Source organism: Rhodococcus sp. IEGM 1351 (genome assembly GCF_030056875.1).
In the GTDB taxonomy this organism is placed as follows: domain Bacteria; phylum Actinomycetota; class Actinomycetes; order Mycobacteriales; family Mycobacteriaceae; genus Rhodococcus_F; species Rhodococcus_F opacus.
Window position 1 is genome coordinate 80740 of sequence record NZ_JASHKU010000025.1, and the last position, 24261, is coordinate 105000.

At 64.2% G+C, this 24261-nt stretch carries 24 protein-coding genes and 1 pseudogene; 13 read left to right on the forward strand and 12 right to left on the reverse strand.

Going from position 1 to position 24261, the window contains the following annotated elements; translation table 11 throughout:
- Window positions 1-5: 5 nt before the first annotated feature.
- Genes QM806_RS32875 through QM806_RS32905 form a run of 7 tightly spaced genes read left to right on the forward strand, consistent with a single transcriptional unit; the run spans window position 6 to window position 6774 of the window.
- Window positions 6-944, forward strand: a complete 939-nt coding sequence (locus QM806_RS32875) for a DnaJ C-terminal domain-containing protein (RefSeq protein WP_054246217.1) — start codon at window positions 6-8, stop codon at window positions 942-944.
- Window positions 941-1270, forward strand: a complete 330-nt coding sequence (locus QM806_RS32880; protein ID WP_005567551.1) for a chaperone modulator CbpM — start codon at window positions 941-943, stop codon at window positions 1268-1270. Before QM806_RS32875 ends, QM806_RS32880 begins: the two co-directional genes overlap by 4 nt.
- Window positions 1252-3885 carry an ATP-dependent chaperone ClpB gene (gene clpB, locus QM806_RS32885; RefSeq protein WP_167117458.1) on the forward strand — a complete coding sequence of 878 codons (2634 nt, stop codon included), beginning with the start codon at window positions 1252-1254 and terminating at the stop codon, window positions 3883-3885. Before QM806_RS32880 ends, clpB begins: the two co-directional genes overlap by 19 nt.
- Window positions 3886-3899: 14 nt before the next feature.
- Window positions 3900-4352, forward strand: coding sequence for a thioredoxin (trxA, locus tag QM806_RS32890; protein ID WP_007297052.1), 453 nt, complete (start codon window positions 3900-3902; stop codon window positions 4350-4352).
- Window positions 4349-4615: a ubiquitin carboxyl-terminal hydrolase 14 gene (locus QM806_RS32895; RefSeq protein ID WP_007297053.1), complete on the forward strand. Its 267-nt coding sequence runs from the start codon at window positions 4349-4351 to the stop codon at window positions 4613-4615. The genes trxA and QM806_RS32895 overlap by 4 nt, the downstream gene beginning before the upstream one ends.
- On the forward strand, window positions 4593-6320 hold the full coding sequence (locus tag QM806_RS32900; RefSeq protein WP_283294104.1) for an FAD-dependent oxidoreductase: 1728 nt from the start codon (window positions 4593-4595) through the stop codon (window positions 6318-6320). The genes QM806_RS32895 and QM806_RS32900 overlap by 23 nt, the downstream gene beginning before the upstream one ends.
- Window positions 6321-6333: 13 nt before the next feature.
- Window positions 6334-6774, forward strand: coding sequence for a DUF1931 family protein (locus QM806_RS32905; protein WP_005259205.1), 441 nt, complete (start codon window positions 6334-6336; stop codon window positions 6772-6774).
- Window positions 6775-6959: 185 nt separating this feature from the next.
- Here the strand turns inward: QM806_RS32905 and QM806_RS41890 are convergent, their stop codons facing one another.
- From QM806_RS41890 to QM806_RS32940, 8 genes and pseudogenes are all read right to left on the reverse strand, one after another.
- Window positions 6960-7148, reverse strand: a complete 189-nt coding sequence (locus QM806_RS41890; RefSeq protein WP_502943928.1) for a hypothetical protein — start codon at window positions 7146-7148, stop codon at window positions 6960-6962.
- Window positions 7149-7165: 17 nt separating this feature from the next.
- A pseudogene (locus tag QM806_RS32910) lies at window positions 7166-7390 on the reverse strand (transposase); the annotation flags it as partial.
- Window positions 7374-7637, reverse strand: a complete 264-nt coding sequence (locus tag QM806_RS32915; protein WP_249343553.1) for a hypothetical protein — start codon at window positions 7635-7637, stop codon at window positions 7374-7376. The pseudogene QM806_RS32910 and the gene QM806_RS32915, both read right to left, overlap by 17 nt.
- Window positions 7638-7914: 277 nt before the next feature.
- Entirely contained in the window at window positions 7915-9552 is a 1638-nt protein-coding gene (locus tag QM806_RS32920; RefSeq protein WP_005568202.1) for a flavin-containing monooxygenase, read from the reverse strand.
- Between the two features lie 745 nt (window positions 9553-10297).
- On the reverse strand, window positions 10298-10426 hold the full coding sequence (locus tag QM806_RS32925) for an integrase (RefSeq protein ID WP_246859954.1): 129 nt from the start codon (window positions 10424-10426) through the stop codon (window positions 10298-10300).
- A 191-nt stretch (window positions 10427-10617) separates the two neighbouring features.
- Complete coding sequence (locus QM806_RS32930; RefSeq protein ID WP_133985571.1) at window positions 10618-11517, reverse strand: crotonase/enoyl-CoA hydratase family protein; 900 nt, start codon at window positions 11515-11517, stop codon at window positions 10618-10620.
- Window positions 11514-12500, reverse strand: coding sequence for an NAD(P)H-dependent flavin oxidoreductase (locus QM806_RS32935; protein ID WP_005256225.1), 987 nt, complete (start codon window positions 12498-12500; stop codon window positions 11514-11516). The genes QM806_RS32930 and QM806_RS32935 overlap by 4 nt, the downstream gene beginning before the upstream one ends.
- Window positions 12501-12582: 82 nt before the next feature.
- On the reverse strand, window positions 12583-13482 hold the full coding sequence (locus QM806_RS32940; RefSeq protein WP_005256223.1) for an SMP-30/gluconolactonase/LRE family protein: 900 nt from the start codon (window positions 13480-13482) through the stop codon (window positions 12583-12585).
- A 260-nt stretch (window positions 13483-13742) separates the two neighbouring features.
- On the opposite strand from QM806_RS32940, the gene QM806_RS32945 reads away from it, so the two are divergent.
- Together QM806_RS32945 and QM806_RS32950 are read left to right on the forward strand one after the other, a co-directional pair.
- Entirely contained in the window at window positions 13743-15389 is a 1647-nt protein-coding gene (locus tag QM806_RS32945) for a long-chain fatty acid--CoA ligase (protein WP_283294107.1), read from the forward strand.
- 174 nt (window positions 15390-15563) lie between these two features.
- Window positions 15564-17306 carry a sigma-54-dependent Fis family transcriptional regulator gene (locus QM806_RS32950; protein WP_242322525.1) on the forward strand — a complete coding sequence of 581 codons (1743 nt, stop codon included), beginning with the start codon at window positions 15564-15566 and terminating at the stop codon, window positions 17304-17306.
- Between the two features lie 40 nt (window positions 17307-17346).
- Here QM806_RS32950 and nudC read toward each other — a convergent pair whose 3' ends face one another.
- The 3 genes from nudC to QM806_RS32965 all read right to left on the reverse strand — a co-directional run bounded on the left by nudC (window position 17347) and on the right by QM806_RS32965 (window position 19464).
- Window positions 17347-18273 (reverse strand): NAD(+) diphosphatase, encoded by a 927-nt coding sequence (gene nudC, locus QM806_RS32955; protein WP_242322524.1) that lies wholly within the window; start codon window positions 18271-18273, stop codon window positions 17347-17349.
- 73 nt (window positions 18274-18346) lie between these two features.
- The gene (locus tag QM806_RS32960; protein WP_005568216.1) at window positions 18347-18649 is read right to left on the reverse strand and encodes a Dabb family protein; all 303 of its coding nucleotides are present in this window, start codon (window positions 18647-18649) and stop codon (window positions 18347-18349) included.
- A gap of 71 nt (window positions 18650-18720) precedes the next feature.
- On the reverse strand, window positions 18721-19464 hold the full coding sequence (locus tag QM806_RS32965) for an alpha/beta fold hydrolase (RefSeq protein WP_007297062.1): 744 nt from the start codon (window positions 19462-19464) through the stop codon (window positions 18721-18723).
- A 226-nt stretch (window positions 19465-19690) separates the two neighbouring features.
- Between QM806_RS32965 and lipP1 the strand changes: the two genes are divergently transcribed.
- Window positions 19691-20623 (forward strand): LipP1 family hormone-sensitive lipase, encoded by a 933-nt coding sequence (gene lipP1, locus QM806_RS32970; RefSeq protein ID WP_054246235.1) that lies wholly within the window; start codon window positions 19691-19693, stop codon window positions 20621-20623.
- Between the two features lie 24 nt (window positions 20624-20647).
- Here the strand turns inward: lipP1 and QM806_RS32975 are convergent, their stop codons facing one another.
- Window positions 20648-21406, reverse strand: coding sequence for an IclR family transcriptional regulator (locus QM806_RS32975; protein ID WP_081276417.1), 759 nt, complete (start codon window positions 21404-21406; stop codon window positions 20648-20650).
- Between the two features lie 113 nt (window positions 21407-21519).
- On the opposite strand from QM806_RS32975, the gene QM806_RS32980 reads away from it, so the two are divergent.
- From QM806_RS32980 to QM806_RS32990, 3 genes are read left to right on the forward strand one after another with little or no spacing between them, the layout of a single operon-like run.
- Window positions 21520-22038, forward strand: coding sequence for a CoA transferase (locus QM806_RS32980; RefSeq protein WP_122975576.1), 519 nt, complete (start codon window positions 21520-21522; stop codon window positions 22036-22038).
- Window positions 22039-22052: 14 nt separating this feature from the next.
- Window positions 22053-23198 carry an acyl-CoA dehydrogenase family protein gene (locus QM806_RS32985; RefSeq protein ID WP_007297065.1) on the forward strand — a complete coding sequence of 382 codons (1146 nt, stop codon included), beginning with the start codon at window positions 22053-22055 and terminating at the stop codon, window positions 23196-23198.
- Window positions 23198-24226: an acyl-CoA dehydrogenase family protein gene (locus QM806_RS32990; protein ID WP_283294115.1), complete on the forward strand. Its 1029-nt coding sequence runs from the start codon at window positions 23198-23200 to the stop codon at window positions 24224-24226. Before QM806_RS32985 ends, QM806_RS32990 begins: the two co-directional genes overlap by 1 nt.
- Window positions 24227-24261: the final 35 nt, after the last annotated feature.

Here is a 24261-nt window from a genome sequence, read left to right on the forward strand (position 1 = left end):
CACCGATGGCGCGTGACTACTACGAAGTGCTCGGGGTCCCGCGGGGCGCCGGCACCGACGAAATCCAGCAGGCCTACCGCAAGCTGGCCCGCAAGTACCACCCCGACGTGAACAAGGACCCCACTGCGGAGGACAAGTTCAAGGAGGCCAACGAGGCCTACCAGGTGTTGTCCGACCCGGACACCCGGAAACGCTACGACCGATTCGGTGACGACTTCCGGCGTGTGCCCGAGGACTACGACGAACGGGTCCGGGCAAGCGCCGGTGGGTACGGCGGCGGCGGGTTCGGCGGCGGGTACGGCGGTGGGGGCGGGGGCAGAAGGGTGCACTTCGGTCACGGTGTCGGTGGCGAGGGCGGCGTCGACTTCGAGGACCTCTTCGGGCAGATGTTCGGCGGCGGTGGCGGGTACGGGCCGATTCCCGGCGCCGATCAGGAAGCGGAACTGGAACTGCCCCTGGAAGAGGCGTATCGGGGCGGCAAACGCACTCTCAGACTGGACGGACGGCAGTACGACGTCGACATTCCGGCCGGTGTCCTGGACGGCCAGCGAATCCGGCTGGCCGGGCAAGGCGGCCGGGGCAACGGTGACGCGCCGCCCGGGGATCTGTACCTCGTGGTGCGGATCAAGCCGCATTCCCGGTTCCGCGTCCAGGGCCGGGACATCTACGTCGACCTGCCCGTATCGCCATGGGAGGCGGTCCTCGGGTCGACCGTCGTCATTCCCACCCCGGGTGGCGAGGCGAAAGTCAAAGTGGTGCCGGGCTCGTCGACGGGACGGAAGCTACGCCTGCGCGGAGAGGGAATGCCCAATCCGCGGGGCGCCAACGGCAACCTCTACGCCGAAATCAAGGTGATGGTGCCGCCGAAACCGACAGCACGCGAACGCGAGCTGTTCGAGCAGTTGGCCACCGAATCGAACTTCGATCCGAGGAAAGAGACATGAGCACCCCGACCCCGGTCACCCAGTACGTATTGGTTCGCCGTGCCGGATTGTCGCCAGATGCCTTCGCCGAACGTACCGGGCTGCACCCCGACCTGGCACGAAAGCTTGTGGCTCTCGGCCTGCTCGACGCCCACCGCGCCGCCGGCGGCGAGATGTCGTTCGAACCGTCCGAAGTGGCCCACGCCGCCCGCATCCAACGGCTGCGGACCGGTCTGGGCCTGAACTACTCGGCAATCGGGCTCGTGCTCGATCTGCTGGATCGAATCGAGAAACTCGAAGCAGCTTCCCGCAGAAGGAGGACACCCCCATGGACACCGGCAGCCTGACTGAAAAGTCACGAGAAGCCCTGCAGGAAGCCCAGAACGTCGCGACCAGAATGGGTCACACCGAGGTCGACGGAGAGCACCTGCTGCTCGCGTTGGTCGATCAGCAGGAAGGGTTGGTCCCCCGACTGCTCGAGCAGGCCGGCGCGAACGTCGATGCCCTGCGATCCGACCTGGAACGTGAACTGTCGCGCAGGCCGAAGGTCAGCGGCCCCGGCGCGACGCCCGGTCAGGTGATGATCACCCAGCGTTTGGCCAAGCTGCTCGACGCCGCGGAGCGGGAGGCGAAGCGACTCAAGGATTCCTACGTGTCGGTGGAGCATCTCGTGATGGCCCTCTCCGAGGAGGGGTCGGCCAGTGCGGCGGGGCGGGTCCTCGCCAGTCATGGGGTCACACGAGAGGCCTTCCTCACGGCGCTGACGAAAGTGCGCGGCAATCAACGCGTCACCTCGGCGACCCCGGAGGGGGCGTACGAGGCTCTGGAGAAGTACGGACGCGACCTCGTCTCCGAGGGGCGGGCAGGCAAACTCGATCCGGTCATCGGCCGAGATGCCGAGATCCGCAGGGTAACGCAGATCCTGAGCCGGAAGACGAAGAACAATCCGGTGCTGATCGGCGACCCCGGCGTCGGTAAGACCGCGATCGTCGAGGGCCTCGCCCAGCGGATCGTCCGCGGCGACGTGCCCGAGGGCCTGCGCGACAAGACGATCTTCTCGCTCGACATGGGTTCCCTGGTGGCCGGCGCGAAGTACCGCGGCGAGTTCGAGGAGCGACTGCAGGCGGTGCTGTCCGAGGTAAAGGCGGCCGAGGGGCACATCCTGTTGTTCGTCGACGAGTTACACACGGTGGTCGGTGCGGGATCAGTCGGCGGCGAGGGGTCTCTCGACGCCGGCAACATGCTCAAGCCGATGCTCGCCCGCGGCGAACTGCACATGATCGGTGCCACCACTCTCGACGAGTATCGCAAGCACATCGAATCCGATGCCGCACTGGAGCGTCGCTTCCAGACCGTTCTCGTCGACGAGCCCAGCGCCGAGGATGCGATCTCGATTCTGCGCGGACTTCGAGAACGCCTCGAGGTGTTTCACGGCGTGAAGATTCAGGACGGCGCACTGGTGGCCGCCGTGACCCTCTCGCACCGGTACATCACCGACCGCTTCCTTCCGGACAAAGCGATCGATCTGGTGGACGAGGCGTGTGCCCGGCTACGCACCGAAATCGATTCGATGCCCGCCGAACTCGACGAGCTCACCCGGAAGGTGACCCGGCTGGAGATCGAAGAGGCCGCGCTGTCCAAGGAAACGGACGCGGCCAGCAAGACGCGCCTCGAGGAGCTGCGTAAGGAGCTGGCCGATCTACGGGCCGAGGCCGACGCCCGGCACGCTCAGTGGGAGGCGGAGCGGCAGGCGATCCGGCGGGTGCAGGAACTGCGGGGAGAGCTGGAACGATTGCGCCACGAGGCCGAGGAGGCGGAGCGCAACTACGACCTCAATCGGGCCGCCGAGTTGCGATACGGCGAGATCACCGAGTTGGAACGCAGGCTCGAGGCGGCGGAGGAGCAACTGGCCAGCAGGCAGGGACAGAATCCGTTGCTGCGTGAAGTGGTCACCGAAGACGAGATCGCAGAGATCGTGGCCGCATGGACGGGTATCCCGGTCGCCCGGCTGCAGGAAGGCGAGCGGGAGAAGCTGTTGAAGCTCGACGAGATTCTGCACGAGAGGGTCGTCGGTCAGGACGAGGCCGTGCAACTGGTCGCAGACGCGGTGATCCGGGCGAGGTCCGGTATCCGTGATCCGCGCCGGCCGATCGGTTCGTTCATCTTCCTGGGCCCGACGGGCGTGGGAAAGACCGAGCTCGCAAAGACGCTGGCCAGTGCCCTCTTCGACAGCGAAGACAACATGGTGCGCCTGGACATGAGCGAGTACCAGGAGCGGCACACGGTGAGCAGGCTCATCGGTGCGCCCCCCGGGTACGTCGGGTACGACGAGGGCGGCCAGCTCACCGAGGCGGTACGCCGCAAGCCGTACTCCGTGGTGCTCTTCGACGAGATCGAGAAGGCCCACGCCGACGTCTTCAATACTCTGCTGCAGGTGCTCGATGACGGCCGGATCACCGATTCTCAAGGCAGGCAGGTCGATTTCCGGAACACGGTGATCATCATGACCTCCAACATCGGATCCCAGCATCTCCTCGACGGAGTCACAGCCGACGGCGAGATCAAGCCGGACGCCCGGGAGCGGGTGCTGGCGGAGCTGCGCGGGCACTTCCGTCCCGAGTTCCTCAACCGGGTCGACGACATCGTGTTGTTCACCCCGCTCACGCTGCCCCAGATCGAGCACATCGTCGAGCTGCAACTCACCGACCTTCGGAACAGGTTGTCGGAGCGCCAGATACACCTGGATATCACGCCGGAAGCACGCCGGCTCATCGCCGAACACGGTTTCGACCCGGTCTACGGTGCGCGGCCGCTGCGGCGATACATCGCCCACGAGGTGGAGACCAAGATCGGTCGTGCGCTGTTGCGAGGCGAAATCGAACCGGGTGGCACCATCGGTGTCACGGTGGACGGCGGCGAGCTCGCCGTCGCGTATGCGGAACCCGCCGTCGCGGCGGCCTGAGAAGAGGTGTCGTCATGGGATCCGACAAGGTGAAGTGTCCGAACTGCGGCAAGATCAACAAGGTGCCGGCGGCCGGGGAAGGAAAACCGCGCTGCGGGAACTGTCACGAGCCGCTGCCCTGGATCGCCTCGGCAGGGGACGGCGACTTCGCGGAGGTCGCCGAGAAGTCCTCGGTGCCTGTGCTCGTCGATCTCTGGGCGACGTGGTGCGGCCCGTGCCGCATGGTCAGCCCGGCGCTCGAGCAGCTCGCCACAGAACGCGCAGGTCAGATCAAGCTGGTCAAGGTCGACGTAGATGTTGCTCCCCAGACGGCCGAACGGTTCACCGTCCGCGCCGTGCCGACTCTGCTGGTGATGGACCGGGGTGAGGTCCTCGCTCGGCAGGCGGGCGCAGCTCCGGTACCCCAGCTGCGCACGTGGCTCGATCAGGCACTCTCGGAAAATGCAGGCAAGGAGGCGAAGTCATGACCTTTGTCCATGCGGACCCACACGTGACCGCGATCCGGGCCGTGGTGCCCCGGACCCCGCAGGGTTGCGAGGAATGTCTTCGCCTCGGCACCCCGTGGGTGCATCTGAGGCTGTGCCTGACGTGCGGACACGTCGGTTGCTGCGACTCTTCGCCGGGCAAGCACGCGAGCGCGCACGCTCACGCCATCGGCCATCCGATCGTCCAGTCGATGGAGCCCGGTGAAGATTGGCGCTGGTGTTATGTCGACCAGAACTTCGTCTGAAGACGCCACACCCGTCGGCGACATTCCGCCGGTCGACGACGAGACTCCGGATGCGGTCGGAGCATTCCCGCGGCTGACGGACGACCAGGTCGCAACGCTCGAGACCGGTGGCACACGTCGATCGGTTCACGCCGGCGAGGTTCTGATCCGTGAGGGCGCGCCCAGCCACGACTTCTTCGTCATCCTCTCCGGCAAGGTCGCGGTCATCGACGAGGGCGACGGGGACGGCGAACGCCGGATATTGCGCGTGCACGGTCCCGGCCGATTCCTGGGCGAGCTCGGACTGCTCGAAGGCCAGGTGGCGTTCTTCACCGCCGAGACCATCGAGGACGGCGAGGTCCTCGTCGTCCCCGCCGCGCGGGTGCGCGAACTGGTGGCCCACGATCTCGTGCTCAGCGATCTGATCCTGCGCGCCTACCTGGTCCGCCGGCACCTGCTGATCGGACTCGGATCCGGGTTCCGGATCATCGGCTCCTGCTATTCCCCGGACACGTTGCGGCTTCGGGAATTCGCCATGCGAAACCGACTACCCCACAGGTGGATCGATCTGGAGCAGGACCAGCGGGCGGAGCAGCTGCTGCGCAGCCTGGACATCGCCCCCGAGGACACTCCCGTCGTGATCTGGCACGGCCAGAAAGTGCTGCGCAATCCGACGAACGCCGAACTCGCCCGCGTCGTCGGGCTTCCGGTCCCGGACTCGGTCCCGGACGCAGCCCAGGACGTGTGCAACCTCGTCGTCGTGGGTGCCGGACCGGCCGGTCTGGCAGCGTCCGTGTACGGCGCCTCGGACGGGTTGAACACGGTGACGCTGGAGTCGATCGCCGCCGGCGGCCAAGCCAGTACCTCCTCCCGGATCGAGAACTACCTGGGCTTCCCGGCAGGGATCTCCGGCGCCGAATTGGCAGAGCGCGCGGTGATCCAGGCCGGCAAGTTCGGCGCCCGCATCCTGGTGTCGGCCGACGTGACCGGTTTGGGATCCGAGGCCGGGAACCATGTTCTCCGGCTGGCGGAGGGCGGCGCGGTCCGCGGCCGGGCCGTCGTGCTCGCCACCGGGGCGCGATACCGCAAGTTGGCAGTTCCGGGGATCGAGGCACTGGAGGGAACAAGCGTGTACTACGCCGCGACCCATCAGGAAGCGCGGATGTGCGGCACCGACCCGGTGGCCATCGTCGGCGGCGGAAACTCCGCCGGCCAGGCCACCGTCTTCCTCGCCGACCATGTCTCCCACGTCCACCTGTTCATCCGCGGCGACGACCTCGGAAAGAGCATGTCCCGATACCTGGTCGACCAGATCGAGCACCACCCGCGCGTCACCGTGCACCGGAACACCGAGATTCGTATGGTCCACGGTGAGAAATACCTCGAGGAAATCGTGGTCGAGGACAACCGCACCGGCGACCAGGACACGATCCGGGTGCACGCCCTGTTCGTCTTCATCGGGGCGACGCCGCACACCGGGTGGCTGGCCGACGCGATCGCACTCGACGACCACGGCTTCGTCCTCACGGGCGTGGACGCGGCTCGCGCTCGAGGAGACGGCGACCGGCGGATCGGCGCCGGGTTGTCGAGGACGCTCGAAACCAGCCGGCCCGGCCTGTTCGCGGCGGGCGACGTCCGCCGCGGCTCGGTGAAACGGGTCGCATCCGCTGTCGGTGAAGGAGCGATGGCGGTTCGCCAAATCCATGAATACTTCGAGAGGAGCTGACGACATGCCAGTGATGGGCACCGTGAAATTTCAGCGGTTCTTCCGGGCAGCGGCTGGACTGCAGGTCGACCGGAACGACCTCAAGCGCTATACGGATTTCATCGACGACAAGATCTACGACATGATCCTCATCGGCAAGGCCTCGGCCAAGGCCAACCTGCGGGACGTGATCGAACCGTGGGACCTGCCGATCACCAAGGGGCTGCAGGAGAGCATCCACCGGTTCGAAAAACTGGACGAGGAGATCGAACTTCAACCTCTGCTCGACCAACTGACGGCCCGCCCGCCGTTGGACGTGGCCCTCTCCGAGGAGACCGAGCAGCGACTGCCGCTGATCGCCGGAGGCTTGAGCGTGGCGCTGGCGCATACCTTTGTCACGGTCGAGCCGGACCGCAAGAACCCCGGCACCGCCGAATGGAACGTTGCCTTCGACATCTTCCATCTACTGCTCTGACCCCGGACCGGCGGTCCGGGGTCAGAGCAGTAGATCGCCGGGACGCGATAAGGAACTCGTCCGAAGTCACGTATTACCGGTCGTCGACCACCACACCGTGTGATCGTACGGTGCAGATTTTCATAGATGATTGAGCATCAGCGGCCACCGCGCTGTCTGTCCTTCCTCGTTCTGGACGCTTCCGGTCATGGTTGAGAGGTCCGTTCGGGGGCGTGGTGGTCACAACACCGTGAACCGTGCCGGATTCTTGCCGTGCCGGAACGGCCCGAAGGGATATCGGACCTCGTCCCACGTGGAGGCGGCGGTGGCGGGCGCCGCAGGGCGGCGACCAGACCGGCGTGCTGATCGCTGATGATCAGTCGGACACCGGACAAGTCGCGTTTCTTCAGCGAAGCGAGGAAGCCTCGGACCCGTTGCGTTCGGTCGTGCGGGCCTCGGTGCGTTCACAGCGGCCGGCGCTGATCTGTTCGGTGGCTTCGGTTTCGATCAGTTCCTGCATCACCATCCGGACCGATTCACGGATCAGATTCACTCCGTCTCCGGTGCGGAATGCGTCGAGTAGCTCGGACAGGTCAGACTCTACGTCGGAGCCGCGCCGCTCAGCCCCAAACCCCACCACTCCACGGGACGCCTACCCGGCTCTGCAGGATGTTCTCCCCCGGCGAGATCGACTCCCGTGGCACCGTCTGATACTCACCCTGCGACAGTCGCAACCCGAGGCGGCCACGTTTGGACGCCTTCATCGCATCCCCGGTCGGCGCCTTCGCGATGCCCCGGCACTCACCGTTGACACACACCGCGGATGCCTTCTGCCCGAAGTTCATCGTGTCGCGGTTGCAGTGCTGCAACAGGCCGCCGCCCATACCGGGGATCGCGTTCTCCGCTGAGAAACCGCGCGCTCGAGCTCGGCATACACAAGTTCTAACGGCCGTTGCGCCGCTTTGGGGCCATTGTCGACGAGCGGACGCCGGACGGTCGTCATGCCCGCGGCTCGCGCGCGTCGAGGGCGAGCAGGTCGGATGCCGCGACAACCGCCATCATCGGAACTCATTGGCAGGATGTGAGGGCCGCCGGACCCTGCGCCTGACGATTTCCGCGCGATCCGATGTTGGTCGACCTGTCCGCCGTTCGCGCACGTCATCAGGACAGTGTGAATGCCTTGTACCCGGCCGCGACGTTTTCCTCCCAGTGGTCGAAGTAGGAAGGAAGGCCGCCAGAGTAGTTGAGCATCTGGCTCGGTTTACCGGGAATGTTTGCCCCGTGATACCAAGACTTGGCCCGCGGAAAGAGCGACATGTGGAAGACTTCCTCCACGTGCGCCGTCCATGATTGCTCTGCGTCCTCGCTGGTCTCGAACCGCTGGTATCCGCCGTCGCGAACGTGGGTCAGGAAGTCGACAACGATCTCTCCCTGTACCTCCGCGCATGTGGGCCCGTTGCAGAATCCGGCTGGGCTCTGCGGGCCGTACACGAACATCAGGTTGGGGAATCCCGCAGTGGTGAGTCCCATGAAGGTATCGAGCCGCTCGGACCACTTGTGGCTCAACAGTTGATCATTGGTGCCTCGGATATCGATCGACGTGATGCCACCTCGGTTCGCGTCGAAACCTGTGGCAAAGACCAGGATGTCGAACTCGCGCAGACCGGACTTGGTCTGGACACCCGCCGGGGTGATCCGCTCGATCGGATCCTCGTTGACGTCGACGATGTCGACGTTCTCCTGGTTCACCACATCATAGAAGTTCTGCTCCAGCGAGGGTCGCTTCGTCCCGAACGGATGGGGCGGATCCATCGGGGCAAGCTTCTCAGCCTTGACCGGATCGGTGACGCGCTGATGGACCTTGTTGCGCCAGAAGTCGTACATGGTGCGGTTCGCGCGTTCATCGAGCAAGATGTCTTGATAGTTGGCGAGCCACAGCTCGAAACCGCCTGTGGCCCACATTCGTTCGTAAGTGTCAGCCCGCTCCTCGTCCGAGACTTCGAACACGCTCTTCGGGATGAAGTCCATGTCGAATCCGGCAAACGACCTCCGGCGCTGGGCGAATCGCTCGGGAAGGTTTTCCTTCAGCTTCTCCTTGAGCTGGCCTGTCAACTGTTGCTGCCGCATCGGCAGCGCAAGGTTCGGCGTCCGCTGGAAGATTGTGATCTGTTCGGCGTCCGCGGCGGCCTCCTGGGTGACCTGAACGCCACTCGACCCGGTGCCGATGATCCCCACACGTTTGCCGGCCATGTCCAGACCTTCTTGGGGCCACAACGCGGTATGGTGAGAATCACCTGCAAAGCTGTTGAGCCCGTTGATGCTGGGAATGTACGGCTTGGCACCGAATCCAGTGCAGATCACCACAGACCTGGCACGCAGCATCCGGCCCGTGGAGGTACGCACTGTCCATTGGTTCCGCTCGCCGTCGAAGTCCGCAGACGTCACCCGCGTACTGAAGATGATGTCTCGAGACAGATCGAGCTTGCGGTCGACGTATGCAAAATAGTCGCGCACACCGGACCACGACGGGTAGAGCTCATCGTAACTCCAGTCCTTCCACAGGTCCTCGCGTGAGTACTGATAGATCTGTCCGGTGCTGTCGGTTCGAGCACCCGGGTAGCAATTCCAGTACCAGATGCCCCCCAGCGAGTCACCGGCTTCGACAACCTTCACCGAAAATCCGCGTGAACGAAGTTGATCGAGTTGATACAGACCCGCGAAGCCGCCTCCGACGACGAGGACGTCCAAGACGCCGCTCGTCTCGTCGAGTTCCCTTGGATCGATCGATATCGTGGCCATGTTGCCTCCTTGAGTGAAATGCCCGGGACCCGCGCCGAGGAGCAGATCGATATGTGCCAGTCCGGCCCGTTCGTATGACCGACATCACATACGCTAGGGCCGTTCGAGAACCTGGGACTGTCCGATATCGATCCACCAGACACCCGAAGGGCGCCAGGCACACGTGCACGCACGCCTCGCGTGGCGAACGGCCAATTCATCGGACGGCATCCACCATGCAACTACAGCAACATCTTTTGACCGGAACAGTGCCTGGAGCGAATCCGGACACTTCTGCCCAACTCTGCACGTAGAGCATGGAACTCAGCTCCTGTGCCGGCATCCACGCCGACCTCGTGGCACCGTACTTGCCCACCTCACCAGTGAGGGGCAGAACAGCCCTGGCCGAGGTTATGCAGTGGCGAGATGCTCGCTGCGATCGACATGACCGAGACATCGGGTGGATCAAATCTGGTCACTGAAGACGACCGGGCGGATTCGAGTGGCCGTCGCAACGCTTGCGCAATCATTGTGGCAGTCGAGCGGCGAAAGCCGTTGCCGGTGTGGCCCAGTGCAAGCTCTTGCGCGGCCGATTGTTGAGAAGGTCCTAGACCCGTCGCAGATCGTCGATGGCGTAGGTGCGCAAGTCGGTGCTCTTGGGAAAGTACTGGCGAACCAAGCCGTTCGTGTTCTCGTTGGTACCGCGTTGCGACAGACTTCCGGGTCGGCGACATAGATGCCTTCGTCAATGAGGTGGGCAAGAAGATCAGTGGCGAGCCGTCTCGCTGCCCTGATCCCAGGTCAAGGTGCGCCGCGCGATCGGCGGCAGGTCGCCGACCGCGGTGGCCAAGGCCGCGGCGAAGTCCTCACCCCTGCGGCGATCGGGCACATGCACCAGGCGGACGAAAGGAGAGAGACACACCGGGTTCGCGCGGCCATCGGCACTGCGGAACTACCCCGGTCACAGCTGATCGGCCACCCGTGGGCTCGTCGACACTGCTGGGATTTCGTTGGCCGGTAGGCAGTGACGATGAATGGTTCTACCCGTATTCCGCGAGCGACATCACAGCCTTTGTCTCAGCGGCGCTACCGCTCTATCCAGTCGGTGTAGAAGTCAGGAAGGTCGGTGGATACGCGTCCCTTGAACTGGGGCTTCCTCTTCTCTCGGAATGCTTGGACACCTTCTCTTCCATCTCCGATACTGGTGTAGAACATGGCGAGTGAGTCGATGCGGTGAGCCTCGGCGGGGTGATCGAGAAGCGCGTTGCGGTACATCATCTGCCGGGTCAGGGCGGTCGCGACACGCGACCGACCGCGAGTGAAGCGATGTGCCAGTGCAAGCGCGGCATCGAGAAGTTCGTCCGGCGAGTGGACCGAGCGAACCAGGCCGATGTCGGCCGCGTCGGCCGCGTCGAGGATGTCGGCGGAGTACACGAGGTCGAGCGCGGTGTCGAGTCCGACGATCCTCGTCAGGAACCAGGTCGAGGCTGCTTCGGGTGTGATCCCGAGGCGGCCGAAGACAAACCCGAATCGTGCTGCTGTGGAGGCGAGTCGGGCGTCCGTGGACAACGTCAGGGTGGCTCCGATGCCCACGGCTGGGCCGTTGACGGCGGCGATCACGGGTTTGAGGCAGTCGAACACCGCAAGGGTGACCCGACCGCCGGTGTCGCGGACGCCGCGGGCAATGACCGGGTCCTGCAAGTCCCCCATATCGTGGAGGGTCGGCTCCAATGTCTCGTCGAGACCGAACACGTTGCCGTCGGTCGTGAGATCCATACCGGCGCAAAAGGCACGGCCCGAGCCGGTCACCACCACGGCGTTGACGTCGTCGTCCTCATTGACGGCCCGGAAGAGGTGCTCGAGCTCATCAGCCATGATGATGGTGAAGGCGTTGAGCGACTCCGGTCGATTCAGCGTCACGATGAGCACGCCGTCGCGCAGCTCGAGGGCGATCGTCTCGTACTCGGCATCCACGGTGCGGATCATCGGATGGCACCCGTAAGTTGGGGAAGTCTGTTCACGATCAGATCATGGGCTTGGTTGACCGTGCTGGTCACGATCTCCTCGCAGGTGAGGATCTCGTCGATCAGTCCCTGTGATTGCCCGGCCCACCACAAGCCGGCATCCACGTCACCGCCGGCCAGAACCTTCTGGCGACCGCGCACCCCGGAGGCCAGATCGGCGACGTCGTCGAATGTTGCGTTCGGAAGCGCGGAGATCTCGGAAATTCTCTCCGAGATGGAGTTGCGGGCGACGCGGGCGGTGTTGTTGAACTCTCGGAACACCAGTTGCGTGGATCGTTCGTCGTTGACGGTGATCTGGCGTTTGACGTTCTCATGGACTGTCGCCTCTGTGCTGGCGACGAATCTGGTTCCCATGTTGATTGCGCTGGCCCCCAATGCCAGAGCCGCCGCCAGGCCGGCACCGTCGGCGAATCCGCCGCTGGCGATGACGGGGATCGACAGTTTGCGGGTGGCGGCAGGGATCAGGACGAGACCGGGAACGTCGTCGTTTCCGGGATGGCCTGCACATTCGAACCCGTCGACGCTGACCGCGTCGACTCCAAGCTTCTCCGCCTTCAGCGCGTGGCGCACGGAGACGGCCTTGTGGATTACCTTGATGCCGGCGGCGGCGAAGGCGTGCAGATGGGGAGCGGGGTTGCTACCCGCCGTTTCGACGATGCCCACGCCGGAGTCGATGATGGCAGCGCGGTAGTCCTCGTAGGGAACAGGTTTGAGGGTTGGCAGGATCGTCAGGTTGACACCGAAGGGTCGGTCGGTCATGGACCGACATCTTGCGATCTCCTCGGCCAGGGCTTCGGGTGTCGGCTGGGAGAGAGCGGAGAGGAATCCGAGAGCACCCGCGTTTGCGACGGCGGCGATGAGGTCGGCAGTGCCGACCGCAGTCATGCCGCCACAGACGACGGGATGCTCCACGTCGAAGATCCGTGTGAAGGAGGTAGTGAACACCCCGGGGCTCCTTGGTCAGTTGAAATGTGAGATCAACGCCGGACCCGCTGTGGGAGACGGTTCCGCCGCGGGATCCGGAGGGTCAGGGGCGGCCGGCGTGTGGTACGTCCACTTCGGTGGCGAGCATGCGGCCCAGGCGGGTTGCGGTGCGTTCGGTCTCGTCGAAATTCGGTGCGACGCACAAGAACAGGGTGCGCCCGTCGTCGCCGCCGAGCGCGACGGCGAACACCCCGTCGGGTGCGGTGCTGACCTCGTCGAGGATTTCGCCGCCCTTGGCGATCCGCACCGCTCGGTTGTTCCCGGCATCGGCAATCCACACGGCGCCTTCGGCGTCCAGGGTCAGACCGTCGGGCACGATCGTGGCGGCCTCGAGTCGTGTGCCGACGTCGGGCTCGGCACCGAGATCTCCGTAGCCGGCCCATTCGATTCGCTCGCCGAGCGTGCCGTCCGGGTGGATGTCGAATGCCGAGATCCGATTGCCGAACAATTCGTTGACCAGCAGGGTTGAACCATCGGGAGTGATGACCATGCCGTTGGGGAATGACAGTCCGTCGGCGACGATCGAGGCGCTTCCGTCGGTGTCGACGAGGACGACAGTTGTGTGCTCGTGTGGCGCCCCACCCATGAGGTCGAATCCGAAGTTGCCCACGTAGGCCCTTCCCTGGGCGTCCACGACCATGTCGTTGGCGTGGCCACCGCATAGGTCGCGGATGTCGGCATGCTCGACGAGTGTGCCGTCCGACTCTTGACGCAGCACCTTGCGGTCCTTCATCGACACGATCAGCAGCCGCCCGTCCGGCAGCCAACCGAGCCCAGAGGGTTGGTGCGGGACCGTCGCGACAAGTTCGATGCTGCCGTCGGCGTTCACGGCATTCACGGTGTGGGTGTAGAAGTCCGCAAACCAGAGACGTCCGTCATGCCAGCGGGGGCCCTCGAGGTACGAGTAGCCGTCGACAATGGTTCGCAGCGTGTATTCGGTCATGGTTGTGCCCCTTTTGATTTGGAGTCGTTTCGGGCTCGGCATTTCAAACCCGCGGTTTCCACCACTGTTGTCGGCTGAGTGATCAAACGAATGTCCGAAAATGCAACACCACGTTGGGGCAAGGGATGACTCGTTATAGGACACCTTGTGCCTGACGGGGGGTACAGGATCGGCCTATTACGTGGTCGCAGAGTTGGCATCCATCGAGGACCCGACTTGGAGCGATCTGATGAAAGGCGGTAGGACCGGTGGATGGGCTCATGATGAGTAGTCAATTGTCGGTGGCGAGGCTGCTGTGGCGCGCCGAGAACGTGAATGGCGCTCGGATCAACACGGCCTGGACTTCGGACGGGGTTCGCAGTTTCACGTACCGGGACCTGGTCTCCGACGTGAGGGATCTGGCCGGTGCGCTCGCATCGATCGGCGTGAAACGCGGGTCCCGAATCGCAACCATGGCGTGGAATACCCGTCAGCACCTGGCGGCATACTTCGCGGTCCCAGCGCTCGGGGCCGTCCTGCACACCGTAAATCACCGCATGCCGGTCGAACACATGGCCTATACGATCAACCATGTTTCAGATGAGGTTCTGATCGTCGACGAGGATCTCCTCCCGTCGGTAGAGGCGATGCGTGGTCGGATTCCCACGGTTCGTCACCTCGTCGTTGTGGGCGAACCCGGTGCGATCGATGGCTTCGACCAGGTCATTCCCTATGATCAGTTCGTTTCACGTGCATCCACCCACGGGTCCTTCCAGGAGGTCGACGAAAACACTGCGGCGTCGATCTGCTTCACCTCGGGCACGACCGGGTTGCCCAAGGGCGTCGTCTACAGCCACCGGAGCATCGTGCTCCACGCCATGGCGATCAGCACCAAGGGTGGAGTCGAGATCGACGCGGAGCGGGCCTACCTGCTCGCCACCCAGATGTCGCACGTCAACGGCTGGGGTGTCCCCTACGCGGCGGCGCTCCAGGGCGCACGTCTGGTGCTGCCCGGACCGCACCCCACACCCGAGCGGTTCCTGGACTTGATCCATGGCGAACGGCCCGACACCTTCGTCGGCTCGCCGACGGTCGCCGCCCTCATACGCGACGAGCACCTACGCCGTAACTGTGGCTACGACCTCTCGGAGCTGAAGACGATGTGGCTCGGAGGGCAGGTGCCGCCGGTCGCGCTGGCGCGGTGGTGGGCTGAGCAAGGCGCCCGCGTCGTAAATGGATGGGGAATGACCGAGACATCTCCGATGGGCACGTTCTCCCCCGGCGTCTCGATGCAGGGCAGGCCACTGCCGTTGTTCGAGCTCCGCGTCGTGGACGAATCCGGCTCACCGCAAGACTGGGATGGTCAGACCGTCGGCGAACTGGAAGTACGTTCGCCGTGGGTCGCCCGGGAATACCTGGACGATCCACGAACGCCGGACAGCTTTCGAGACGGCTGGCTCCGCACCGGCGATGTGGCGACCGTTCACCCAGATGCCGGCCTGCAGATCAAAGACCGCGAGAAGGACCTCGTCAAGAGCGGTGGGGAGTGGATCTCCTCGGTAGACCTCGAGAATGCGCTCATGCTTCATCCTGCTGTCTCGGAGGCCGCCGTCATCGCCATACCGGACGACACATGGCAGGAACGCCCCCTCGCGTGGCTCCGGCTGGACGCCGACGTGACCGACGAGGAGCTCCGGACGTTCCTGGCGACAACCCTCCCCCGATTCTGGCTGCCCGATCGTTTCGTGAGAGTCGATGAGATCCCCAAGACTGCAATGGGCAAGATCGACAAAGCCGACATCAGACGACAGCATCGGGAAAACACAGGTCAGCCCACATTCACAGACCAGGCGAGCACAGTCTCCGATGGTCGCGACCACAACGTTGCAGTCATCCCCACCAGGTCCGGTACAACGAGCGGACTGTAGCAAAACGGGACACACCCAAAGATGTGAGCCAGGTTACATTGAAAGGAGGGTCAGCTCGGAAAATCCCCTGACCAGTTATGTAAGGTGGCTATGAGTATCGACAAGGCGGGCCGCGAGCCATTGAACGAACGTGAACGATTCTGGATATCAGCGCCATCACGAGAGAGCCAGGAGTTGAGCACCCTCCGACCCGAGATCGAGGCGTCATGGCGGCGGTGTGAAGTTATCGGCGTCTCGTCCGGCGATGGCGACCTTCCCTACACGCCGGACGTGGATCGTGACAGCCGGTTGAGGAGAGCCGCCGATCCCGTGATCGACAACCTCGTCCTACACCTGCAGGACGCGCCCGCGACCATCCTGCTGGCCGATTCCGCCGCTCAGATCGTCGACCGCAGGGCGGGCGACGCAGGGTTGCGAGCGCGTTTGGACCGCGCCTACGTGGCACCCGGTTTCCGCTATGCCGAGGAGGACACCGGCACCAACGGGATCGGCACCGCGTTGGAGGAGCGACGACCGTTCCAAGTCAGCGGTGGTGAGCACTTCCGTGAGGCGCTGCAGAGCCTGGCGTGCGTCGGTGTTCCTATCATCCATCCGATCACCCGCACCGTGGAGGGGATCCTCGACATCACCTCCAACCTGTCGGACTCCAACGCGCTGATGGGTGCCCTGGCGCAATCAGCCGTTCGCGAAATTCAGTCGCGCCTCTACGCCGAGTCCTCCGATCGCGAGCAACTGCTTCTCCAGTCCTTCCTGCAGGCCTCTCGACGCGGCTCCTCTGCAGTGGTGTCCTTGAATCAAGATGTCATCATGACCACTCCGATGGCCGCGCAGATCATCGACACGTCCGACCAGGCGCTCTTGTGGGATTGGGCATGCCGAATGCTGGCCGGCCGCGACGAGTTCATCGGGGAAGTCAGACTCGCCGACAACGTCACGGTTTCCGCAACTGCACGTAGAGTCGGAGACTCCCGAACGCCGGCGGGCATCGTCATCGAGATGCGGCCACATCCCCGCGATACGAAGAAGTCGCCCGCCCGTCAATTGGCGTCGGCCTCCTCCGTCGAAAGACGCACGGAGACTGTCAAGATTCCCGGCCGCAGTTTGTCGACGAAGCGACTGCAGACCGAACTCGAGCGACTCGCCGCGATCGACGCACCTGTGCTCGTCACCGGAGAACCCGGCGCCGGCAAGTTCTTTGCCGCGAGCGCCCTCCACCGGATGCAGGATGCCGACGGCCATTTCACCGTGTTCGACGCTGGTACCGCCTCCGTCGACCCCGTCGCGTGGATTGCCGGACTGGTCAATTGGAACAAGGTCGACGGAGCCCTCATCATCCGGCATCTCGATCTCCTGCCGGAACAACTGGTCTCCAACGTCTGCGCGATCCTCAGCGAGGCCGTCGACAATCGCGCTCACATCATTGCCACCGCCGGCGAAGGGATCCGTCAAGGCCCCGCCGGTCGACTGTGCGATCACTTCATGCGCCGCATAGAGATCGATCCACTGCGACATCGGTCCGAAGATATCGCCGACATCAGTGTCGCCTTACTACGTAAGCACTCCCCGGACCGCACCGGCCTGCGACTGCAACCCACTGCTCTGCAACTGCTGGTCGCGCGGGACTGGCCGGGAAATGTCAGAGAGCTCGAATCGGTTCTGGCGTCCTCGCTCCTGCGGTCGATGGGCTCCGACATCGGAGTGCAGCATCTGCCCGACGGATACCGCGACGGTGATCTGCGCCGCCGAAACGCCTCGACCTCACTCGAATTGGCGGAGCGTGACGCGTTGCTCAGGGCACTCGTCGAGACCGACGGCAACAAACTACTGGCTGCGCAACGCCTGGGGGTAGCTCGCTCCACCCTCTACCGCAAAATGCGCGCCCTGGGAATCGACGGAAGCCGGTTCCTTCCGCAGTAGTGCCAGTCGATGACGGGACCGTGCCGATCGAGACAGAGCGTCAATCACCGGCTCGCGCCCAGGCCTCGAGCATGCGCCTCGCAATCGAGACTGCGCCGGGCAACAACACGTGCGCATCCGCCGAGCTCGTCCAATCCCCTGCAGCCAGAGCCTCCCGTACCTCCGCGCGGGTGCACCAGAGAGCTTCGCCGATCTCGCCATCCATGAAGACGAGCTCGTCTCGGGGATCGGCCGTGGCATGGAATCCGAGCATGAGGGAGCGCGGGAAGGGCCAGGGCTGACTTCCGACGTAGACCACGTCGGAGACGACGAGACCGACCTCCTCCGCAACTTCCCGTGCCACACAGCTTTCCAGAGACTCGCCCGCCTCGACGAAGCCCGCCAGCGTCGAGAAGTTCCGTGCCGGCCAGTTCGCCTGACGCGCCAGCAGTACTCGGTCTGCCCCGTCGTGCACCAGACAAATGATCGCGGGATCGGTACGCGGATATTCCTCCCGGCCGCACGCCGTGCACACGCGCATCCAACCACCCGAGGTGATCGTTGTCGGCGCCCCATCCCTCGCGCAGAAATGGGCGTCGTCCTGCCACGTCAGCAATGCCAACGCTGTGACATACCGGTCGGCGTCAGCAGCATCGAGGAGTGCTCCGTGTGAGCGCAGGTCACCGAGTTCGACCTTGGTTCCCGCAGAGGAATTGTCAGCGAGGAACTCGTCCCGCACCGCCCACTCGTGAACCGTGCCACAGACGCCGAGCAGCACGGCGCGCGCGGGAGGCTCGGAGTAGAGGTCGGCGGCCGGTTCCAGCATCAGTTGTCTGTCGACAAGCCGGACCTGACCGCGACCGTTCACGCGAAGTATTCGGGCATCCGGCCACGCCTCCACCCACGCAGCCGCGTCGTCACGTACCGAGACGGGACGGCTCAGGGGACCACGTGACGGGGCCTGCCCGGTGTGTTCGACACTCACCACTGGATCACAACTTTCGGAAAGGAGCGACACTGTCGACCGGACCGTCGTTCGACGAACGACGGTCCGGTCGCGCCTATCGCGAGGCGAATTCGATCTGAACGGACGAATACGATTCGGCCATCACCGAGATGAATTCCTGGACGAGGCGCACATGATCGGGATGTGCCAGGTATGTGCGAAAGTCGGGAACGTCTTCGAAGGTCGCGGAGATTGCGTAGTCGCCGCTGCCGGGCTTGAGGGCCAGATCCCTTCCGTAACGGTATTCCACGACCTCCGGAATCTTCTCCGAGACTGCGCTCAGAGCTTCGTGAAAGGACTCAATGTGCTCGTCACTGATGTCCTGCTTCCATTTGAATGTCACAACGTGATTCAACATGGTGAGAATCCTCCCTGGATTCGCGATTCGAACGTGGCATGGTCGGAACCCGGATTGCGTTCCCGGTCAGATCAGTACAGAGATTGCTCCGACAACGCCACCGTCTCCGGAGCGTTCTCCACCATGGGGTAGTGCCCGGCTTTGCCCCGAACGGTCTTCAGGTTCCCGTTCTTCAAGGCCGCCAACGTGTCCCCGAGGTACTCGGCGGTGACGAACGGGTCGCTCTCACCCACGATCAGGGTGGTAGGCCCTTCGTAGGTGCCCATCCGGTCGAGGAAGTCGGGACTGGTCCAGTTCTTCAGGTAGGACTCCCAGGTTGCCTGGTCCATCGTCGAGCGGTTGCGGTCGACGAGGTTCTTCAGATCTGTCTCGTCGATGTGTGGTGCCAGTGCGCCACGGATGGCTGCACCCGGGTCTGCCCAGGCCCCGGCGAAGGAACCGTAGGTCGCTTCGTCGAGAGGGGTACCTGCCGGGGAGACGGGCGTCAGTGCGACGACCGAGGTCACGCGTTCAGGTGCGAGGGTCGCCACCCGAAGCGCTGTGGTGCCCCCCATCGAATGTCCGAGAACGGAAAAGGTCGACCATCCGAGCTGATCGGCGGCGTCGAGGGCGACCGCGGCCATCCCGTCGATTCCGTCGGCCGGTGCTTCGGGCCGGTTGACCCCGTACCCCGGAAAGTCGAGGTACGCGTAGGTGAAGCGGGACTGATCCGTCCGGGCTCGGGCGGTGAGCCATACGCTGCTGTCCAGCGCCCAGCCGTGCAACACCAGGACCCGATGGTCACCGCTTCCTTCGATCGCTGCAATCGCGTTCACTGCCGTTCCTCTCTGTCGGCGACGCTGAAATTCCAGCCGTCTGTTGATCACTCCGAATCAAACTAGAACCGCAGGGCGTCGGCGTGTCCGATTGTGAAACACACGCCTGTAACACCGGGGGGCGGATGCGTGTGTGATTTTCGGACACTCCCCGCGCCGAACGCACCCATAGTGTGGCTCCACCTGCCGGCTGAACAGACTTGCTCATGACATGAAGGAGAACACCATGGCACTCGATCCTGCGGTCAAGAATTTGATAGACACTTTGAACGAGCAGGGACTGAAGTCGTTCGAGCAGATGAGCATTGCTGAAGTCCGTGAGGTCGTCGAGTCCTTCAGCGGCCTCCAGGCACCGAAGGCGGACGTCGCTCGTGTCGTCGACACGGTCTACCCCGGCCCCGGTGGCGACCAGGCAGTGCGTCTCTACATCCCGGAGTCCGAAACACCTCTGCCGATCGTGGTGTACATCCACGGCGGTGGCTGGGTCGCCGGCAGCCTCGACGTCACCGAGCAGCCATGTCGCGCGCTCGCCGCCGATGCGAAAGTCGTCGTGGCTGCACTGAGTTACCGGCTGGCTCCCGAGCACAAGTTTCCTGCCGCACCCGAAGATGCGTTCGCCGGACTGAACTGGGTCGTCGAGCACGCAGCCGACTTCGGTGGCGACGGCACGCGCGTAGCCGTCATGGGTGACAGCGCCGGAGGCAACCTGGCCGCGGTCACAGCCCTCCGGGCACGCGACACCGGCGCCCCGGCACTGCGCGCTCAGGTATTGATCTATCCGGTCATCGACGGCACGGCACGATTCCCGTCGCGCGAGGAGAACGCCGAGGGGTACTTGGTCAGCACGGCAGCCATCGACTGGTTCTGGGAGCAGTACCTGGCCACCCCGGAAGACGCCGAGAATCCGTACGCCTCCCCGGCCAAGGCCGCGGATCTGTCGGGGCTTCCCTCCACTCTGCTGTTGCTCAACGAATACGAGGTCACTCGGGACGAGGGCGTGGACTACGGCCGGAGGTTGGCCGACCAGGGCGTCCCCGTGCAGGTCGAACTGTATGAAGGCCTTGTCCATGCCGTGTACTGGATGACCGGTGCCATTCCGCGCAGCGCTGAACTGCACGGTGCCGTCGTCGAATTCCTCGGCAAGCAGTTCGCCGGCTGACCACGGTGCCCCGGGTCGGCTGCATTACGGCCGTACGCTGCGATCGGACCAACTCCGGGCACCTTGCTCCAAGAGCGCGACCAGCCTGTCGCGCTCCTTCGTGATCACGGTGTGTGGTGCGATGACACCGACGGCGGCGACGGTCTTGCCGTTCTCACGAACCGCGACCGAGACACCGTCGCCGTCGGTCGACTCGTTGGGGGAGGCGCAGATTCCGGTCTGTTCGATCTCCGGTAGGGCAGCGAAGAACCGCTCGACAGTGTCGCGATCCTCGTCGGGCAGAGTCTGGATGTACGCCCAGAGGTCACGCTTCTCCATCCCGGCAAGCAGTATCCAGCCGCCGGAGGTACGGATGAGCGATCGCCTCACGTAGTTCTCGGCGAGGTACGCGAACCGTGGGTCGGAAGAGCAGTAGTCGACGTAGAAGATGTTCGGACCGACGGCGATCGACAGCACGGTCGTCAAGCCGGAACTCGCGTGGACGTCTTCGAGGTCGGCGTGCGTGACCGTCGAGACGGGCTGCCGCCCAGCGAGGCGGTTGAGTAGATACGGGGCACTGCCGAGCGAGTACCGTCGCTCGTGCTCCTCGAGATAACCCGTCGCAACGAGGCCGTTGACGAGACCTTGCGTCGAACTGATCGGCGCGTCGAGCTCTTTGGCCATCCCACTCAAGGTGAGTCCGGTGCGGGATCGGGCTACGAGCTCGAGAATCGCAGCAATGCGGTCCACGGTTCGATGGCGACTGCGGCCTCGAACATTGAGGGCGTCCTCTGGTTGCGTCACGGCACATTCTCCCTACGGGCACTGCTCCATCCGAGCGGTCACCACCACTCTATCTTACTTATATCTGTAATGAACTCTTTTATTGCGGAAAACTGCTCCGGCTGACATAGTCCTTGAAGTGCTTCCTGTCGCAGCGAAAGAGTCGTTATGCCCCATACGTCATCGCCGACAAGGTCGTCGGGCTCTACATCGTCATCGCCGGCCGCGCCGATCTGGTGAACAACCCCCGCTACTCCTCGGTGAACGACCGCCACACCCACATGGGCGAACTTCTCTCGGCGATCCGTGAGGCCGTCCCGAGCCGGACTACGCGGGAATGGTTGGACTTGTGTCAGACACAGGGAATTCCCGCGTCCGACCTACTCGATCTCGCCCACGCACACGAGAACGCCTACGTCCTGGACCAGGGATTGATCACCAAGCGTGAACACCCCACCGAAGGCGAGTATTACGCCACCCGCACTCCGTTCGCGATGTCGCGCACACCGATTTCGTTCAGCCGACACGCTCCCTTGCTCGGTGAGGACACCTTCACGATCCTCGAAGATCTCGGTTACTCCGCCGACCGCGTCCATGCGCTGGCCGATGCATCCGTCGTGACGGCGACCTCGCCTCAGGCCACCTCCTCCTGAATGGAAGAACCATCATGACCAACCTCAGACTGGTGCCCCCGGTCTCCAGTGACCCACACGCCATGGACGACTTGCGGACCGAAGTCCGTGAGTTTCTTGCCGAGCAACTCAGTGAAGGCAAGATCGGCCGACAGGTCGACTCCTGGTTGACCGGCTGGGACGAAGACTTCACACGTGCATTGGCCGCCCGCGGATGGCTCGGCATGACCGTGCCGGCCGAGTACGGCGGCCACGGTCGCCGCCACCTCGAACGGTTCGTCGTCACCGAAGAGTTGCTCGCCGCTGGCGCCCCCGTCGCCGCCCATTGGATCGCCGACCGGCAGATCGTCCCGTCGCTGCTGAAGTACGGCACCGAGGTCCAGAAGCACAAGTTCTTGCCGGCGATCACGCGCGGAGAATGCTATTTCGGTATCGGTATGAGCGAGCCGGATTCCGGGTCCGACTTGGCAAGTGTGCGCACAAAGGCCACCCGAGTGGACGGAGGGTGGTCCATTACCGGAGTGAAGGTCTGGACCTCCGGTGCTCATCGCGCTGACGCGTTCATCTGCCTTGCCCGCACCGCCCAACTCGATCCGGCACATCGACACGATGGCCTCAGCCAGTTCATCGTCGATCTGCACGCCCCCGGAGTCGACATCCGGCCGATCGTGTCGATGAACGGGCAGCACCACTTCAACGAGGTCCTCCTCGACGAGGTCCTCGTCGAGGACGAGATGGTCTTCGGCACCATCGACAACGGGTGGCAGCAGGTCACCTCGGAACTCAGCTTCGAACGCAGCGGCCCGGAGCGATTCCTGTCGACGTTCGTCCTGCTCGCGAAGACCGCCGAACAGATGAAGCAGGGAACCTTGCCGCGGCATTCGAATCTGGGCCGGTATTTCGGACGGATCGCCGGTCTGCACCAGATGTCGACCGCAGTGGCGGGCGCACTCGAGCGCCACGAGCCCGCCGACACCGCCGCAGCCGTGGTCAAGGTCCTCGGGACGTCCACCGAAGGCGACATAGCCGACTTCGCCGACCTCCTCACCGATGAATCTTCGCCTCCTCGGTACACCTCGATGCTCGAGGACGCCATCGTCCAACGCCCGGGATTTACACTCCGTGGCGGCACCAACGAAGTTCTGCGCGGCGTGATCGCGCGGGGATTGGGGATGCGCTGATGCACGCACCAACCACGGTCGACGCGGACCTCACCGACATGATGTCCGCGGTCTTTTCCGATCACCGGGAACGGAACGGGCCCGAGGACGGTATCGCCACGTGCGATCCCTCCCTGTGGGCACAACTCGACGAACTGGGTCTTGTCCGGCTGACCGGCCGCGAAGAGACCGGCGGCAGCGGCGCAGGCTGGTACGAGGCCGCGGAACTCTTGCGCGCCGCGGCATCGCACGGGGTCCGGATTCCTCTCGCCGAACACGACCTGCTCGCCGGTTGGCTCCTCGAAGAAGCCGGCCTACCGATGGACAAAGCGCGCCTCACCGCATGCGTACTAGACGAGAAAGGCGTCGCCCGCAGCGTGCCGTGGGCATCCCAGGCAGACAAGATCGTCACGGTCTGGCGGAAGAACGACACGTACGTCGTCGCCGACCTCGAGTCAACCTTCTTCGACATCACCTCCGGGTCCAACCTCGCCGACGAACCCCGCGACGTCGTTTCCGCCGACACGATCGCATTGTCGGGCACCCCAGTGTCGGACGCGGCGATCCGACAACTCTTTCTGCGGGGCGCCCTCATCCGAGCGCTGCAGGTGTGTGCCGCCCTCGACCGCATCCTCGATCTCTCCGTCGCCCACACCACCGAGCGAGTGCAATTCGGACGCCCACTGGCCAGATTTCAAGCCGTTCAGAACCTGGTGGCTGACATGGCAGCCGAAGCTTCCCTCGCCCGAACAGCGACCGAAGCAGCACTGACGGAAGCGGTCCGCACGCAGTGGTCGAGTGAGAACCTCGAACTCCTCATTGCCGTCGCCCGGTCATGTGCTGGACACGCGGCATCGGTCGTCGTCCGTAACGCCCACCAGGTGCACGGTGCGATCGGCACCACCCGCGAGCACAGGCTGCACGAATTCACCCAACCCGCCCTGGCGTGGCGCTCGGAATTCGGATCCGTCCACTACTGGGACGACACCTTGACTACCGCCGCTCTCGAAGCAGGTTGCGAGAATATCTGGGGCCTCATCACCCGCTGAAGTGCCCAGGCGCCACCAGAAGGGGCACCAGTTTC